This window comes from Herbiconiux gentiana (assembly GCF_024978135.1).
Lineage (GTDB): Bacteria > Actinomycetota > Actinomycetes > Actinomycetales > Microbacteriaceae > Herbiconiux > Herbiconiux gentiana.
On record NZ_JANTEZ010000014.1, the window covers coordinates 1 to 15395 of the forward strand.

A 15395-nucleotide genomic window follows, 5' to 3' on the forward strand; every position below is an offset into this window, starting at 1 on the left:
GGGCGCCCGACCGTCGGGCGGCGACGGCACCCGCGGCGCCGCCGGCGGAGCCGCCCCGCGCACGGGCGGCGCCGCGCTCGGCCTCGGCGGAGCATCCGTCGACAGCACCGACATCACCTGGCTCGAGGAGCACCAGGGCGATGCCCGCTACCTGCTCGCCACCTTCGGCGCCCAGGCGGCGGCCCCGATCATCACCGCGACCGACGGAGCCTCGGTGCTGCCCGTCGGCGGCTTCAACGGCCTCGACCCCGTGCCGACGCTGGAGGCGTTCCAGGCGATGGTCGCCGACGGCGAGGTGCGCTACGTGCTCGGCAGCACCGCTCTCGGCGGGCGCGGCGCCACGGCACCGGCCTCGAGCCCCACCGCCTCGGCCTCGATCGAGCAGTGGGTCGAGTCGAGCTGCACCCGGGTCTCCGGCCTCGATGTCAACGACGTCTTCGACTGCGCCCCTTGACACCCTGACGACAACCTGGTTGGTTAGTTACATGAGTAATGAACCAACCAGGAGGAACGGCCGTGGATGACTCACGGCCGATCTTCGTGCAGATCGCGGAGCTGATCGAGAACGACGTCGTCTCCGGCGCGCTGCCCGAGGAGTCCCAGGTTCCGTCGACCAACGAGTTCGCGGCGTTCCACCGGATCAATCCGGCGACCGCGGGCAAGGGAGTGAACCTCCTGGTCGACAAGGGGGTCCTGTACAAGAAGAGGGGAATCGGGATGTTCGTCGCCCAGGGGGCCCGTGACCGGCTGATCGCCGATCGCCGCAGTCAGTTCCAGACCGAGTACGTGCGGCCGCTCGTCGCCGAGGCCGAGAAGCTCGGCATCACCGGCGAACAGCTCGTGCAGATGATCGCAGAGGGGAGCGGCGCATGACCGCCGTCATCGAGGCCGAGGGCCTCACGAAGCACTACCGCTCGGTGCGGGCGGTCGACGAGGTGTCGCTCCGCATCGAGGAGAACACCATCACCGGCCTGCTCGGCCGCAACGGCGCCGGCAAGACCACGCTGATGCAGCTGCTCACCGGTCAGGAGTTCGCGACCCGCGGGTCCATCCGCGTCTTCGGGGAGTCTCCGGTCGAGAGCGCCGGCGTGCTGCAGCGGCTCAGCTTCATCAAGGAGAGCCAGAAGTACCCCGACGACTTCAAGCCCAAGCACGTCTTCGCCACCGCCCCCTGGTTCTTCCCGAACTGGGACGGGGAGCTCGCGGGCCGCTTGATCGACGACTTCCGGCTGCCGCTGAACCGGCGCATCAAGAAGCTCTCGCGCGGGCAGCTCTCGGCGGTCGGCGTGATCGTCGGGCTCGCCGCCCGGGCGCCGATCACCTTCTTCGACGAGCCCTATCTGGGGCTGGACGCGGTGGCCAGACAGATCTTCTACGACCGCCTGCTCGAGGACTACGCCGAGCATCCGCGCACCGTCGTGCTCTCGACGCACCTGATCGACGAGGTCGCGAACCTGCTCGAGCACGTGATCGTGATCGACCAGGGCCGCATCCTCCTCGACGACGAGGCGGAGGCGCTGCGCGGCTCGGCCACCACCGTGGTGGGCACCCGAACGGCGGTCGACTCCTTCGTCGGCGGCCGCGAGGTGCTGCACCGCGACGTGCTCGGAGGCCTCGCCTCCGTCACCGTCGGCCGGCTCGATCCGGCCGAACGCCGCGAGGCGGCCGAGCTCGGACTCGAGCTCGCCCCGGTCTCGCTCCAGCAGCTGGTCGTGCAGAAGACCGGCGCCGCCGCCGAACCGACCGGAATCGAGCAGACCGCATGAGCACCGTGGAGACCCCCACCCGCCCCGCCCCGGCTGCCAAGGCGGCGGGCGGCGGCCGGATCGTCGCGATCGCCCGCCTGCACCTCGTCAACCGCTGGCAGGTGTTCGCCATCCCCGCGATGATCCTGCTGTTCATCCTGCTGGTGAACATCGTGATCTGGTGGCTGATCGTGCGAGCGGTCACCGATCCGGCCGACCTCGCCGACACCCGGGAGGGCCTGCAGTACAGCGGGGCCTCGTTCTACATCTTCGTCTACGCGATCGTTCTGGGCGCGCAGGGGGTGGCCTACGTCTTCCCGTACGCCCTCGGCATGAGCGTCACGCGCCGTGACTTCTGGCTCGGCTCGCTGCTCGCCTTCGTCGCGCTCTCCGCGGTCTACAGCGCCTTCATCACGGTGCTCGCGACCGTCGAGACGGCGACGGACGGGTGGGGCCTCGGCGGGCGCATGTTCACCGTGCTCTACTTCGGTGGCGAGGATGCGCCGTGGTACCAGCGTTTCCTGCTGTTCTTCGCGGCCTTCCTGTTCTGCTTCCTCGTCGGCTCGGTGGTCGCCACGATCTACCAGCGCTGGCGCGTGAACGGCATGATCGTGTTCTTCGCCGCCCTCACCCTGGTCGTGCTCGGAGCGGTCGCCACGATCACGCTGAGCGAGAGCTGGGGCCTGGTCGGAGCCTGGTTCGTCGAGACGGGTCCCGGCGGGCTGGTGGCCTGGAGCCTCGTGGTCACGGTGCTCTCGGCGGTGGTGGGGTACCTGCTCATCCGCCGGTCGACACCCCGGGGCTGAGCGCGCCGACCGATGATGGCCCGGGGCGAGCGCCCCGGGCCATCACCTTCGGGCCGTCACCCCTCAGACGAGCAGCTGATGCTTCGCGAGATCGCGGTAGAGCGGGGTCGACACGACCAGCTCGGAGTGGGTGCCCACCCCGACGACCCGGCCGTGGTCGACGACGACGATCTGATCGGAGTCGACCACGGTCGAGAGCCGGTGCGCGATCACGATCAGCGTGCGGTTCTCGGCCACGGCGTCGATCGCCTCGCGGAGCATCTGCTCGTTCATGCCGTCGAGCGAGGAGGTCGACTCGTCGAGCAGCAGCACCGGGGGAGCCGCGAGCAGGGCCCGGGCGATGGCGAGACGCTGGCGCTCGCCGCCCGAGAGCATCACGCCGTCCTCGCCGACGGCCGCGTCGAGACCCTCGGGGGAGCGGTCGAGCACCTCGCCGAGGTTCACCTCGTGCAGCACGCGCACGCACTGCTCGTCGGTGGCGTCGGGGGTGGCGAGCTGCAGGTTCTGGCGCAGGGTGCCGGCGAGCACCGGGGCGTCCTGCTCGACGTAGCCGATCTGCGAGCGCAGCTCGACCCGGTCGAGGCGGCGCACGTCGACCCCGCCGAAGCGCACCGCGCCGGCGGTCGGGTCGTAGAAGCGCTCGATCAGGGCGAGCATCGTCGACTTGCCGGCGCCCGAGGGGCCGACGATGGCCGTGCGGCCGCCGCGCGGGGCGGTGAAGCTGACGCCGTGCAGCACGTCGTCGCCGCCGTAGCCGAAGTGCACGTCGTCGAACTCGATGGCGGGGGCGTCGGCGCTCGCGGCGCCGGGGGCGGCCTTCGCGGCGAGGGCCGCGTCGTCCTGGCCCTCGATCGGCAGGTCGATGACCTCCTGGATGCGGCCGAGCGCACCGAGCGCCTGGTTCACCGAGTTGATCGCGCCGAAGGCCTGGCCGAGCGGCATGATCATCATGAACAGGAACAGGATGAACGACACCAGGCTCGCGATGGTGATCGCCCCCGAGGCCACGCGGAAGCCGCCGACCCCGAGCACGACGAGGAGCGACACCTGCAGGGCGATGCCCGCGATCGGCACCACGAGGGCCGAGATCTTCGCGACCTTGACGCCCATCTCCCAGGCGCCCCGCGCATCCGCCTCGACCGCGGCGGTCTCGCGCTCGGTGGCGTTCGAGGCGCGCACCGTGCGGATGGCGCTGATCGAGCGCTCGACCGCCGCCGCGAGGTCGCCCACCTTCTCCTGCTGGCGACGGCTGGCGACCCGCACCTTGCCCGAGATGGCCACGACCGTGACCACCGAGACCGCGATCACGAGCACGGTGAGGCCGAGCAGCACGGGGTCGATGATCAACATGGCGATCAGGGCGCCCACGAAGATCAGCGAGCCGCCGATCGCGTCGACCAGGCCCTGCGTGATCACCGCGTAGAGCAGCGTGGTGTCGCTGCCGACCCGGGAGACCAGGTCGCCGGTGCGCCGCGTGTCGAACTCGCTGATCGGCAGTCGGAGCATCCGGTGCACCAGCTGACGGCGGGCCGAGAGCACGACGCTCGTGCCGGTGCGCTGCAGCAGGTAGTGCTGGAAGCCGCTGATCAGGCCCGACACGACGACGAGGGCGACCAGCGCCCAGACCAGCATGTCGAGGGCCCGCCCCTCCTGCACGACGGTGATCACCTGGCTGACGAGCAGCGGCTGCGCGAGGCTGGCCGCGGCGCCCACGATGCTCAGCGCCACGACGACACCGAGCACCTTCTTGTGCTCGAAGAGGTAGGGCAGCAGCTGGCTGAACCGGGCGCGGGGGCCGTCGTCGGCCGCGCCCCCGCGGGAGCGGCCGAAACCGCGCCCGCGGGGGCTGGAGGAGGAGGTGGTGCGGGTCATGCTCTACTTTCTCAGGTGAGGCGCGTGTCGAACTCCACGTCGCGGGTCTCGCGGCTGATGATCAGCGCGCTGAGGGTGATCAGCGCCATCAGGGTGAGGTAGTTGCCGACCAGCGCGGGCGAGCCGTCGGCCGCCTGCCAGAGCGCCACCGCGATGAACGGGGCGACGGCCGCGCCGAGGATCGAGGCGACGTTGTAGCTGATCGCCGAGCCGGTGTACCGCACGTTGGCGGGGAAGAGCTCCGGAAGCTGCGATCCCATCGGACCGAACGTGAGCCCCATCAGCGTGAAGCCGATCACGAGCAGCGCCATCACGCCGACGAAGCCGCCGGCGAACAGCGGCACGAACAGCAGGCCGAAGGCGGCGATGCCGATCGTGGTCCAGATGAGCGTCATGCGACGGCCGAAGCGCTCGGCCAGCGGGCCGGAGACCAGGGTGAAGATGCCGAAGAAGACGCAGCCGACGACCAGCATGATCAGGAAGTCGTTGCGGCTGTAGCCGAGCCCGGGCACGAAGTTCGAGGCGTCGAACGGCTTGCCGGCGGCCTCGGCCGCGGCCTGGGCGGTCTCGACCGAGGAGGCGGTGGTGCCGAAGGTCAGCGTGAACGTGGTCATCAGGTAGAACAGCACGTAGGTGGCCAGCATGATGAAGGTGCCCAGGATGAGCGGGCGCCAGCTGGTCTTGAACACGCGGGCCAGCGGCAGCTTGGCCACCTCGCCCTTCTCGACCACGCGGGTGAAGGCGGGCGTCTCGACGAGCTTGAACCGCACGTAGAGGCCGATGATCACGAGCACGGCGCTGGCGAGGAACGGCACGCGCCAGCCCCAGGCGAGGAAGGCCTCCGACGAGAGCGTGGTGCTCAGGATGAGGAACACCACGTTCGCGATGATGAAGCCGATCGGCGCACCGAGCTGCGGGAAGGTGCCGTAGATGGCGCGGCGGCCCTTCGGCGCGTTCTCGGTGGCGAGCAGCGCGGCTCCCGACCACTCGCCGCCGAGGCCGAGGCCCTGGCAGAACCGGAACAGCACCAGGAAGCCCGGTGCGAGGATCTCCCAGCCCGGGGTCTGCCCGGTGGGCAGCGCACCGATCAGCACGGTCGCGATGCCCATGGTCAGCAGCGACGCCACGAGGGTGCGCTTGCGGCCGATGCGGTCGCCGAAGTGGCCGAACACGATCGAGCCGACGGGGCGGGCCACGAACGCCACGCCGAACACGGCGAACGACGACAGCAGGGAGATGGTGGGATCGGAGTTCGCGAAGAACAGCGTCGGGAACACCAGCACGGCGGCGGTGGCGTAGACGTAGAAGTCGTAGAACTCGATCGACGTGCCGATGAGGCTCGCCAGGATGACGCGGCCCCGCGTGTTCTGGGGGGTGCTGGGCGGAGCGTCGACGGTGGTGGATGACATGGAGGTCTCTCGAAGAGCGGCGGGGAGCATCCCGGCTGACGGCGCCGATCGGGCGCGCGGTCGTGACCAGCTGAGGGATGCGGAGGCAAGGAGGGGCGAGGTTCGCTCGCGAAAGGCCATTTTACGCCCCCGTAGGATGCTCAGGTACGTCTGACGAAGGAGGCCCGGATGGGCGTGGTGGTCGTTCTCGGTTCGCTGAACATCGATTCGACGGTGACGGTCGAGCGGCACCCCCGGCCGGGCGAGACGCTGCTCGGCGGAGACCTGGTGAAGCACTTCGGCGGGAAGGGTGCGAACCAGGCCGTCGCGGCCGCCCGTGCCGGCGCCAAGGTGGGCTTCGTGGGGCGGGTCGGCGACGACGCCGACGGTGACGCGTATCTCCGCCGGCTCGCGCAGTACCAGATCGACACGACCCACGTCGCCCGAACGGCGGGGGTGACCACGGGTCACGCCGCGATCGCGGTGGCCGCCGACGGGGAGAACACGATCATCGTCTCGCCCGGCGCCAACGCCCGCGTCACGGTGGGCGACCTCGCCCCGCTGCGCTCGCTCGCGCCCGGTGATGTGCTGCTCGTCTCGCTCGAGGTCTCGCTCGAGGTGGTCGCCGAGGCGATCCGGCTGGCGGCCGCCCAGGGGGCCCGCGTCGTGCTGAACGTCGCGCCCTACGCCACGCTGCCGGCCGACGTGCTCGACCTCGCCGACCCGGTGGTCGTGAACGAGCACGAGAACGCGCAGCTCGGCGCCGACGGTCGGGCGCCGGGCTCGGTGCTCGTCACCCTCGGCTCGCGCGGCTCGCGCTGGGGAGACGTCGAGGTTCCGGCCGGTGCGGTGACGACGGTGGTCGACACCACGGGAGCGGGCGACTGCTACTGCGGCACGCTGGCGGCGGCGCTCGCCGCGGGGTTCACCGAGGCCGACGCGATGCAGGCGGCGTCGACGGCGGCCGCGGCGTCGGTGGGCTGGGTCGGCGCGCAGCCGTAGCCGGGGCCGGGGCCGTCAGCCCGGCAGCGCCGGCAACGTCAGCCCCGCAGCGTCAGCCCCGCAGCCGCAGCCGTCAGCCGCGGGCTCAGCCCCGCAGCGCCCGCAGCGTCAGCGCCGTGGCGACGGCGGCCTCGGCCGCCTCGGCGCCCTTGTCCTCCTTCGACCCGGGCAGCCCCGCCCGGTCGAGCCCCTGCTGCTCGGTGTCGAGCGTCAGCACGCCGAACCCGACGGGCTTGCCGGTCACGATGCTCACCTGCGTCAGCCCCGAGGTCGCCGCATCCGACACGTACTCGAAGTGCGGGGTGCCGCCGCGGATGATCACCCCGAGCGCCACGACCGCGTCGGCCCCGGCCTCCAGTGCCGCCTTCGACACCACGGGCAGCTCGAAGCTCCCGGCCACCCGCAGCTCGCTGATCTCGACGTTCGCCTTCTCGAGCGTCGAGCGGGCCCCCGCGATCAGCCCGTCGGTGATGACGGTGTGCCAGGTGCCGGCGACGATGGTGATCTTCAGCCCCGTGCCGTCGAGGTCGTTCATCTTCTGGGGTGCTCCGGCTCCGCTCATGGCGTGCGTCCTTTCGAGGGGGGGTGTGGCTCTGGGTGGTCGGTCGGGGTCAGTGCGCCCCGGGCAGCGCGTGCCCCATGCGGTCGCGCTTGGTGTCGAGGTAGTCCCGGTTGAAGTCGCCGACTCCGACGATCAGCGGCTCGCGGTCGGCGACCTCGATGCCGTGCGCCTCGAGCTGGGCGACCTTGTCGGGGTTGTTGGTGAGCAGCCGGATGCGCGGCGCCCCCAGATCGTTCAGGATCGCGACCGCGGCACCGTAGTCCCGCGCGTCCGCGGGCAGACCGAGGGCCACGTTCGCGTCGAGCGTGTCGAGCCCGTCCTCCTGCAGCCGGTAGGCGCGGAGCTTGTTGATCAGCCCGATGCCCCGGCCCTCGTGGCCGCGCAGGTAGATCACCACGCCGCCGTCGGCCGCGATGCGGTCGAGCGCCGCGTCGAGCTGCGGCCCGCACTCGCACTTCAGCGACCCGAAGGCCTCGCCGGTCAGGCATTCGGAGTGCACTCTGACGATCGGCCCGCGCGAATCGGCCGCGAGGTCGCCCGACAGGATGGCGACGTGGTCGGCGCCGGTCACGAGGTCGCGGTAGGCCCGCATCCGCAGCGCGCCGTGGGTGGTGGGAACGGTGGTCTCGACCTCGAACTGCACCCGCGGTTCGGAGTCGGAGGGCCCGGCGGCCAGGTCGACGGAGGCGGCCTCCGCGACCGTGAGGGGACGGGCATCCGGAACCCGCGTGCCCGCGTCGAGCTCGTCGAGGTGCTGCACCATCAGCGCGATGGTCGTGATGGGCAGTCCCTCGCTGCGGGCGAGCTCGCGCAGCTCGTCGAGCTTCATCGCCGAGCCGTCGTGCGACATCAGCTCGCCGATGACCCCGACCGGCTGCAGCCCGGCGAGCCGCATCAGGTCGACCGCGGCCTCGGTGTGGCCCGGGCGCTGCCGCACGCCACCGGGAACCGCCCGCAGCGGCACCACGTGCCCGGGGCGGATGAAGCTGGCCGGCGTCGACGCGGGGTCGGCCAGCAGGTTCAGGGTGCGGGAGCGGTCGTGGGCGTCGATGCCCGTGGTGATGCCCGAGGCGGCGTCGACGGTGATCGTGTAGGCGGTGCGCCGGGTGTCCTCGTTGTTGACGACCATGAGGGGCAGGGCGAGCTCGTCGGCGCGGCTGTCGGGCATGGGTGCGCAGAGGTAGCCCGAGGTGTTCCGCACCATCCAGGCGATCCACTCGGGGGTCGCGAGCTCGGCCGAGAGGATGGCGTCGCCCTCGTTCTCGCGGTCGGCGGCGTCGGAGACGAGCACCGGCCGGCCGGCCCGCAGCGCGTCGAGCACCTCGCTCATCGGGGAGAAGACTGCGGTCATGATGCACTCCCTTCGAGGGCGACCAGTCGTTGCACGTGCCGGGCGAGCACGTCGGTCTCGAGGTTCACCCGGTCGCCCGGGGCGAGGGCGCCGAGCGTCGTGGCCGAGAGCGTCTCGGGAATGAGCGAGACCTCGAACCAGAACGGGGACCCGTCGCTCGGCGCCGACACCGCCGACACCGTGAGCGACACTCCCGAGACCGAGATGGAGCCCTTGTCGACCACGAGCGCGGCGAGCTCGTCGGGCAGCGAGAACCGCAGCACGCTCCACGCCTCGCCTGGAGTGACGGTGAGTACCTCGGCCGTGCCGTCGACGTGGCCCTGCACGATGTGGCCGCCGAGGCGGTCGCCGACCCGCGCGGCTCGCTCGAGGTTGACCCGGCTGCCGGGCGCGAGCTCGCCGAGCGTCGACATGCGCAGCGTCTGCGCCATCACGTCGGCGCGGAAGGTGTCGGCCGTCTGGTCGACGACGGTCAGGCACACGCCCGAGACCGCGATGGAATCGCCGTGCCGGGCGTCGCTCACCGCAAGCGGGGCGCGCACCGTGATCACGGCGGCGTCGGCGGTCTGGTCGAGGGCGAGGATCTCGCCGAGCTCTTCGATGATTCCGGTGAACATCGGTCTACTCCTTGGTGGTGACCACAGCGGTCACCGTGCTGTCGGTGGGGGAGGGCGCCGGCCGGGCGACGATCCGCAGGTCGTCGCCGAGGCGGTCCACCCCGGTGATGGTGAGGCGGCGCTGCGCGCCGATGCCGTCGACGCCCAGCTCGCCGAGGGCGGTGACGGGGCCGCCGATGAGGGTGGGCGCGAGGTAGACCACGAGCTCGTCGGCGAGCCCGGCGGCGACGAAGGCGCTCGCCACGGTCGGCCCGCCCTCGACGAAGACCGAGCGCACCTCGTCCTCGTAGAGGGCGGCGAGCACGGCGTCGAGGTCGTGCTCCTCGAAGCGGCGAAGGGGCAGCGGATGCTCGTGCAGCCGCGCCCCGTCGGGAACGGCCCGGCGGCCCAGCACCACGGGTGCCGGCTGATGCGGCAGCAGCCCGCCCTCGCCGCGCGCGGTGAGCTCCGGATCGTCGGCCAGCACGGTGCCGATGCCCACGACGACGGCGTCGGCGTCGGAGCGGCGCCGGTGCACGTCGGCCCGTGCCTCGCTACCCGTGATCCAGCGGCTCGAGCCGTCGGCCGCGGCGGCACGGCCGTCGAGGCTCGAGGCCCACTTGACGGTGACGAAGGGGCGGTGGCACCGCACGGCGGTCAGCCACGGGCGGATGGCCTCCTGGACCTCGGCCGCGCCGACGCCCGCGACGACCTCGAGGCCGGCCCCGCGCATCCGCTCGCCGCCGCCCGACGACGCCGCACCGGGGTCGTCGACGCCGTAGACGACCCGGGCGACACCGGCGTCGATCAGGGCGAGGCTGCACGGGCCGGTGCGGCCGTGGTGGTCACAGGGCTCGAGGGTCACCACGGCCGTCGCGCCCCGAGCGGCGCCCGACCCGTGGCGCGCGAAGGCGTCGGCGAGGGCGGCGACCTCGGCGTGCGGCGTGCCGGCGCCGCGGTGCCAGCCCTCGCCGATCACGTCGCCGGTGGCCGAGAGCAGCACACAGCCGACCTGCGGGTTCACCCCGTGACGGGGGCCGCGCAGCGCGAGCTCGAGGGCGCGACGAAGGGCGGCGGCCTCGGCGGGTGCCGTGCTGTCGTTCGTGTCGCTCATCCGGTCCTCGTCTTCCGACGGTCTCCGGGGATGGGTGCGCGAACGCCGGCGGTCACCGCAGCGCGGAACCGCCCGTGCGCCTCTCATCCGGACTAGACGCGGTCGTCGACCACGTCATCACCGTCGGTTCCGGAATTCCACCGGATCAACCGCGGAGTGCTGCGAGCAGCTCTCCTCGGTTCGCGGACTGTCACCGCCGGTTCAGAATCTCACTGACCCCGGAGCACGTTACACATCCAGTTATACCCTCTAATTCCGAGGAGGCACCCGCACGCCCGTCATCGGGCGACATCGGCCCGCAGGGGCAGCGGCTCGGGCGCCCGGCCCACGGCGCTCGCGAGACCCCACAGCGTGACCTTCGTCAGCGCCTCCACCACGATGCCCGTCGACATCTTCGACACGCCCTCGGCGCGCTCGATGAAGGTGATCGGGAACTCGCCCACGCGGGCACCGGAGCGCTCGAACTGCCAGGCCATCTCGATCTGGAAGCAGTAGCCCTGCGAGTCGACGCGGCCGAAGTCGACCGCGCGCAGGGCGTCGGCCCGGAAGCCGCGGTAGCCGCTCGTGAGGTCGTGCAGACGCGAGCGCAGCAGCACCCGGGAGTAGAACGTGCCGGCGCGCGAGATGAGCTTGCGGTGCAGCGGCCAGTTCACGATGGTGCCCCCGGGGATCCACCGGGTGCCGATGCCCATGTCGGCGCCGCCGTCGAGCAGGCCGATCAGGCGGGGGAGCTCCTCGGGCTGGTGCGAGCCGTCGGCGTCCATCTCGACGACGTAGTCGTAGTCGCGCGCGAGCGCCCAGGCGAAGCCGGCTCCGTAGGCGGCGCCGAGGCCGTTCTTCTCGGTGCGGTGCAGCACGTGCACCCGCTCGTCCGCCGCGGCGAGCTCGTCGGCCAGGCGGCCGGTGCCGTCGGGGGAGTTGTCGTCGACGATCAGCACGTGGGTCTCGGCCGTGGTGAGATGGATGCGCTCGATCACGGTGGCGATCGAGGCGATCTCGTTGTAGGTCGGTATCACGACGATCGTCTTCGCCACAGTTCCTTCAATCTTCCGGGCAGCCCTTGCGGGGAGCGTTCAGAACCTTATCGTCGCTTTCCGTTCAGATTCCCCAGTTACGCTCAGCATTGGCCTCGAAGATACACAAAGTTCTTCTTTGCGAAGTTCTTCTTCGCGCCCCGAACGTCAGGAATGGTCGATCACCCATGAGCAGTGCCCCCGCGTCGCCGTCGCGACTCCGCGTCCTCTTCTTCGAGGTCGTCCGGTTCGGCATGGTCGGGGGCCTCGGCTTCATCGTCGATCTGGCCGTGTTCAATCTCCTCGTCGTCACCGTGCTCGCGCCGGCGCAGCTGCACGAGGGGCCGCTGATCGCCAAGCTCATCTCGGCGTCGCTCGCCATCATGGTCAACTGGCTCGGCAACCGGTACTGGACGTTCCGGCACCGCCGGCGCTCCGACATGCTGCGCGAGAGCATCGAGTTCTTCGTCGTCAGCGTGATCGGCACCGGCATCGGCCTCGCCTGCCTCTGGTTCTCGCACTACGTGCTGGGGTTCACCTCGCTGCTCGCCGACAACATCTCGGGCAATGTGATCGGGCTGGCGCTCGGCTCCCTGTTCCGGTTCGTGCTCTACCGCGTCTGGGTGTTCGGCGAGCACCGCACGCGGGCGCCGCGCGTCACCCTTCCCCGGGTCGAGACCGCCGAGGTCGGCACGCCGGCCGCGTAGCCGCGCTGGTTCCTGCCGTTCGAGCGGGCATCCGGATGCCCGTCTACGCTTGACGGGTGACGTCCGACCAGCCCCGTCCCGGCCGCTGGGCCGCCGTGGCCCGGGCCTCCCTCGCCCCGGCGCGAGCCTTCCAGACGCCCGCCCGCACCCCGCTGCTGCAGGTGCTGAAGACGGCGGTCGCGGCCGTGGTCGCGTGGGCGCTGTGCTCGTTCGTGTCGAGCGGCCAGCCGCCGCTGTTCGGGGCGATCGCCGCCATCATCGTGGTGCAGCCGAGTGTCAACCAGTCGCTCAGCCGGGCCGTCGAGCGCTCCATCGGCGTGATCGCGGGGGTCGTCGTCGCCTATCTCGTGTCACTGGTGTTCGGGGCGCCGAGCTGGCTGATCCTCCTCGCCATCGTGCTGTCGCTGCTCGTCGGCTGGGCCCTCAGGTTCCCACAGTCCTCGACCGTGCAGATCCCGATCAGCGCGATGCTGGTGCTCTCGATCGGCGCGCAGACCCCGGGCTACGCGTTCGAGCGCATCATCGAGACGGTGATCGGCGCGTTAATCGGCGTGGTGGTCAACTGGCTGGTGGTGCCGCCGGTGGCGCTGAAGCCGGCCCGCGAGGCCGTGACCGGGCTCGGCCGCGAGATCGCCGCCACCATGGACAGCCTGGCCACCGTCTTGAGCGCCCCGACCGACGCGCCGTTCCGCACGGGCATGCTCGTCGAGGCGCGGCTGCTGCGGCCGATGCAGGCCAAGGCCCAGAAGGCCATCGACGCCGCCGAGGAGAGCCTGCGCTTCAACCCCCGCCGCACCGCCAACCGGCAGCTGCTGGGGGAGAACGTCGAGCTGCTGACCATGCTCGGCATCGTGACGAACCGGGTGCTCGGCATGGCTCGTGCGGTCACAGACCACTTCGACAGCACGTTGCCCGAGGAGCCGAATGCCGCTGCGATCGCCGAGGAGCTGCGCCGCGCGGCTCACGACCTGCGGCTCGTGCTCGACGAGGCCGGGCCCGAGGCGGACCCGGGCGAACCGCCGGTCGACCTCGAGCCGGCGCTCACCGCGCCGCTCCGGGCCATCGTTCCCGACCCGCAGCACTGGATCCTGATCGGCTCCCTGCTCGAAGACCTCCGTCGCGTGCGCGAGGAGATCGTCGGAGCCTCGGCCGACCTGCGCTGACCGGCCGCAGCGCGCCGCGGCGACACCCGGCGCGGCCCTCCGGCCGGCGCTCAGCGCCGACGGCACGGCAGGAACCCCACCCGGCGCCAGACCGCGGTCAGCGCCGACGGCGCGGCAGGAACCCCACCCGGTCGTAGACCGTCGCGAGCGTCGCCGACGCGACCTCGTCGGCCCGGTCGGCGTTCGCCGCGAGGATGCGGTCGAGCTCGGCCGGGTCGTCCATCAGCTCGAGCGTGCGCGCCCGGATCGGCTCGACGGTGCCGACGACGATCTCGGCCAGCGCCTTCTTCAGGGTGCCGTAGCCGCCCCCCGCGAACTCCTCGACCACCGAGTCGATCGAGCGGTGGTCGAGGATGGCGAAGATCGTCAACAGGTTCGCGAGCCCCGGCTTCTCGGCCTGGTCGTAGCGCACCTCGCCGTCGGCGTCGGTGACGGCCCGCATGATCTTCTTCACCGAGACCTTCGGGTCGTCGAGCAGCCAGATCAGCCCCGCGGCCGACTCGGCCGACTTCGACATCTTCGAGCTCGGGTTCTGCAGGTCGTAGACCTTCGCCGACTCCTTCAGGATGTACGGCTTCGGCACCGTGAACGTCTCGCCGAAGCGGGAGTTGAACCGGCTCGCCAGGTCGCGCGTGAGCTCGACGTGCTGACGCTGGTCCTCTCCGACGGGCACGTCGACCGCCTGGTAGAGCAGGATGTCGCCGGCCTGCAGGATCGGGTACGTGAACAGCCCGACCGAGGCCGAGTCCTGACCCTGCTTCACCGCTTTGTCTTTGAACTGGGTCATGCGTGCGGCCTCACCGAACCCGGTGATGGTGTTCAGCACCCAGGCCAGCTCGGCGTGCGCCGGCACGTGCGACTGCACGAACAGGGTCGAGCGTTCGGGGTCGATGCCCGCCGCGATGTACTGTGCGGCCGTGCGGCGGGAGTTCTCCCGCAGGCGGGCCGGGTCTTGCGGCACGGTGATGGCGTGCAGGTCGGCGAGGAAGAAGAAGGCGTCGTGCGTCTCCTGCAGCGCCTTCCAGCTGAGCAGCGCTCCGATGTAGTTGCCCAAATGGAGCGAGTCGGCGGAGGGCTGCATGCCCGACAGCAGTCGGGGCTTGGGAATGGATTCGGTCATGGTCCTGTCGGGCATCCGTGTGCGGGGGTGAAGGTGGGGAGGGGCGGCCGCGGCCGGAGGTGAGCGTTAGAGCGCGTAGTCGACGACCACCGGGGCGTGGTCGCTCCAGCGCTCGGCGTGAGTGGGCGCCCGGTCGATGGTCAGCGCGGTCGCCGTGGCGGCGAGCTCGGGGGTGGCGAGCTGGTAGTCGATGCGCCACCCGGTGTCGTTGTCGAAGGCGCGCCCCCGCTGCGACCACCAGGTGTAGGGCCCGTCGACCTCGCCGGCGAAGCGGCGGCCGAGGTCGACCCAGCCGAGACCGGCACCCGCGTTGTAGTCGGGGTCGCCCTCGGCACCCACGAAGCGGTCGAAATAGGCGCGCTCCTCGGGCAGGAAGCCGGCGCGCTTGACGTTGCCCTTCCAGTTGCGGATGTCGAGGGTGCGGTGACCGACGTTGAGGTCGCCGACCACCACCGCCAGCGGGTTGTGCTTCTGCAGCGCCGGCAGGTGCTCGAGCATGCCGTCGAGGAACTTGTACTTCTCGACCTGCTTGTCGGTGCCGGCCTCGCCGGAGTGAACGTAGGCGGAGACCACGGTGACGACCTTGTCGCCCCACTCGTAGTCGGCCTCGAGCCAGCGGCCGGCGCTGTCGAAGTCGTCGGCGCCGAAGGTGACGCGGTGGATGTTCGCCCGGTCGCGGCTCGCGATGGCCACCCCGGCGCGACCCTTCGCGGTGGCCGGGTCGTGCACGATGTTCCAGTCGGGCCCGAGCAGCTTCTCGAGGTCGCTCGTCTCGGCCCGCACCTCCTGCAGGGCCAGGATGTCGACCTCGCGCCCGTCGAGCCACGCGCCCATGCCGTTGCGGAAGGCGGCGCGCACGCCGTTCACGTTGACCGAGGCGAGTCTGAGGGGCTTGGAGGGCATGCCTCCACTGTACCGGCGGCCTCCGACACCGGCCCGCGACACCGAACCCCGCA

General features: G+C 71.3%; 16 protein-coding genes and 1 riboswitch. Of the genes, 7 read left to right on the plus strand and 9 right to left on the minus strand.

Annotation, left to right across the window (positions count from 1 at the left end):
* The 4 genes from NVV95_RS18175 to NVV95_RS18190 form a co-directional block, all read left to right on the plus strand.
* Positions 1-454, plus strand: a 454-nt coding sequence (locus NVV95_RS18175; RefSeq protein ID WP_456298768.1) for a mannosyltransferase YkcB-related protein, incomplete at its 5' end; no start/stop codon positions are given.
* A 38-nt stretch (positions 455-492) separates the two neighbouring features.
* The gene (locus NVV95_RS18180; protein WP_259487995.1) at positions 493-873 is read left to right on the plus strand and encodes a GntR family transcriptional regulator; all 381 of its coding nucleotides are present in this window, start codon (positions 493-495) and stop codon (positions 871-873) included.
* Positions 870-1766 carry an ABC transporter ATP-binding protein gene (locus NVV95_RS18185; RefSeq protein ID WP_259487996.1) on the plus strand — a complete coding sequence of 299 codons (897 nt, stop codon included), beginning with the start codon at positions 870-872 and terminating at the stop codon, positions 1764-1766. Before NVV95_RS18180 ends, NVV95_RS18185 begins: the two co-directional genes overlap by 4 nt.
* On the plus strand, positions 1763-2551 hold the full coding sequence (locus NVV95_RS18190) for a hypothetical protein (protein ID WP_259487997.1): 789 nt from the start codon (positions 1763-1765) through the stop codon (positions 2549-2551). Before NVV95_RS18185 ends, NVV95_RS18190 begins: the two co-directional genes overlap by 4 nt.
* 63 nt (positions 2552-2614) lie before the next feature.
* Here the strand turns inward: NVV95_RS18190 and NVV95_RS18195 are convergent, their stop codons facing one another.
* On the minus strand, positions 2615-4423 hold the full coding sequence (locus NVV95_RS18195; RefSeq protein WP_259487998.1) for an ABC transporter ATP-binding protein: 1809 nt from the start codon (positions 4421-4423) through the stop codon (positions 2615-2617).
* An 11-nt stretch (positions 4424-4434) separates the two neighbouring features.
* Positions 4435-5832 carry an MFS transporter gene (locus NVV95_RS18200; RefSeq protein WP_259487999.1) on the minus strand — a complete coding sequence of 466 codons (1398 nt, stop codon included), beginning with the start codon at positions 5830-5832 and terminating at the stop codon, positions 4435-4437.
* A 168-nt stretch (positions 5833-6000) separates the two neighbouring features.
* Between NVV95_RS18200 and NVV95_RS18205 the strand changes: the two genes are divergently transcribed.
* The gene (locus NVV95_RS18205; protein ID WP_259488000.1) at positions 6001-6813 is read left to right on the plus strand and encodes a ribokinase; all 813 of its coding nucleotides are present in this window, start codon (positions 6001-6003) and stop codon (positions 6811-6813) included.
* A gap of 85 nt (positions 6814-6898) precedes the next feature.
* Here the strand turns inward: NVV95_RS18205 and ribH are convergent, their stop codons facing one another.
* The 5 genes from ribH to NVV95_RS18230 all read right to left on the minus strand — a co-directional run bounded on the left by ribH (position 6899) and on the right by NVV95_RS18230 (position 11470).
* Positions 6899-7375, minus strand: coding sequence for a 6,7-dimethyl-8-ribityllumazine synthase (gene ribH, locus NVV95_RS18210; protein ID WP_259488001.1), 477 nt, complete (start codon positions 7373-7375; stop codon positions 6899-6901).
* 49 nt (positions 7376-7424) lie between these two features.
* Positions 7425-8726, minus strand: a complete 1302-nt coding sequence (gene ribA / locus NVV95_RS18215; RefSeq protein ID WP_259488002.1) for a GTP cyclohydrolase II — start codon at positions 8724-8726, stop codon at positions 7425-7427.
* Entirely contained in the window at positions 8723-9343 is a 621-nt protein-coding gene (locus NVV95_RS18220; protein ID WP_259488004.1) for a riboflavin synthase, read from the minus strand. The genes ribA and NVV95_RS18220 overlap by 4 nt, the downstream gene beginning before the upstream one ends.
* A gap of 4 nt (positions 9344-9347) precedes the next feature.
* Positions 9348-10436: a bifunctional diaminohydroxyphosphoribosylaminopyrimidine deaminase/5-amino-6-(5-phosphoribosylamino)uracil reductase RibD gene (ribD, locus tag NVV95_RS18225; RefSeq protein WP_259488005.1), complete on the minus strand. Its 1089-nt coding sequence runs from the start codon at positions 10434-10436 to the stop codon at positions 9348-9350.
* A gap of 71 nt (positions 10437-10507) precedes the next feature.
* Positions 10508-10666, minus strand: a riboswitch (FMN riboswitch).
* A gap of 48 nt (positions 10667-10714) precedes the next feature.
* Positions 10715-11470 carry a polyprenol monophosphomannose synthase gene (locus NVV95_RS18230; protein WP_259488006.1) on the minus strand — a complete coding sequence of 252 codons (756 nt, stop codon included), beginning with the start codon at positions 11468-11470 and terminating at the stop codon, positions 10715-10717.
* A gap of 167 nt (positions 11471-11637) precedes the next feature.
* Here NVV95_RS18230 and NVV95_RS18235 point away from each other — a divergent pair, with 167 nt between their 5' ends.
* Both NVV95_RS18235 and NVV95_RS18240 read left to right on the plus strand, forming a co-directional pair.
* Positions 11638-12156 (plus strand): GtrA family protein, encoded by a 519-nt coding sequence (locus NVV95_RS18235; RefSeq protein WP_259488007.1) that lies wholly within the window; start codon positions 11638-11640, stop codon positions 12154-12156.
* Positions 12157-12212: 56 nt separating this feature from the next.
* Positions 12213-13319, plus strand: a complete 1107-nt coding sequence (locus tag NVV95_RS18240) for an FUSC family protein (RefSeq protein WP_259488008.1) — start codon at positions 12213-12215, stop codon at positions 13317-13319.
* Between the two features lie 97 nt (positions 13320-13416).
* Here the strand turns inward: NVV95_RS18240 and trpS are convergent, their stop codons facing one another.
* Positions 13417-14439 (minus strand): tryptophan--tRNA ligase, encoded by a 1023-nt coding sequence (gene trpS, locus NVV95_RS18245; protein WP_259488009.1) that lies wholly within the window; start codon positions 14437-14439, stop codon positions 13417-13419.
* A 66-nt stretch (positions 14440-14505) separates the two neighbouring features.
* A complete protein-coding gene (locus tag NVV95_RS18250) occupies positions 14506-15342 on the minus strand; it encodes an exodeoxyribonuclease III (protein WP_259488010.1) in 837 nt (278 codons plus the stop codon).
* Positions 15343-15395: the final 53 nt, after the last annotated feature.

Bases quoted from the DNA above. Each gene is read 5' to 3' on its own strand.
- NVV95_RS18190 (WP_259487997.1), top strand. From the start codon at position 1,763: ATGAGCACCGTGGAGACCCCCACCCGCCCCGCCCCGGCTGCCAAGGCG.
- NVV95_RS18220 (WP_259488004.1), bottom strand. From the start codon at position 9,343: ATGTTCACCGGAATCATCGAAGAGCTCGGCGAGATCCTCGCCCTCGAC.
- NVV95_RS18250 (WP_259488010.1), bottom strand. From the start codon at position 15,342: ATGCCCTCCAAGCCCCTCAGACTCGCCTCGGTCAACGTGAACGGCGTG.
- ribA (WP_259488002.1), bottom strand. From the start codon at position 8,726: ATGACCGCAGTCTTCTCCCCGATGAGCGAGGTGCTCGACGCGCTGCGG.
- NVV95_RS18200 (WP_259487999.1), bottom strand. From the start codon at position 5,832: ATGTCATCCACCACCGTCGACGCTCCGCCCAGCACCCCCCAGAACACG.
- NVV95_RS18205 (WP_259488000.1), top strand. From the start codon at position 6,001: ATGGGCGTGGTGGTCGTTCTCGGTTCGCTGAACATCGATTCGACGGTG.
- NVV95_RS18195 (WP_259487998.1), bottom strand. From the start codon at position 4,423: ATGACCCGCACCACCTCCTCCTCCAGCCCCCGCGGGCGCGGTTTCGGC.
- NVV95_RS18185 (WP_259487996.1), top strand. From the start codon at position 870: ATGACCGCCGTCATCGAGGCCGAGGGCCTCACGAAGCACTACCGCTCG.
- NVV95_RS18235 (WP_259488007.1), top strand. From the start codon at position 11,638: ATGAGCAGTGCCCCCGCGTCGCCGTCGCGACTCCGCGTCCTCTTCTTC.
- ribH (WP_259488001.1), bottom strand. From the start codon at position 7,375: ATGAGCGGAGCCGGAGCACCCCAGAAGATGAACGACCTCGACGGCACG.
- NVV95_RS18180 (WP_259487995.1), top strand. From the start codon at position 493: ATGAACCAACCAGGAGGAACGGCCGTGGATGACTCACGGCCGATCTTC.
- ribD (WP_259488005.1), bottom strand. From the start codon at position 10,436: ATGAGCGACACGAACGACAGCACGGCACCCGCCGAGGCCGCCGCCCTT.
- trpS (WP_259488009.1), bottom strand. From the start codon at position 14,439: ATGACCGAATCCATTCCCAAGCCCCGACTGCTGTCGGGCATGCAGCCC.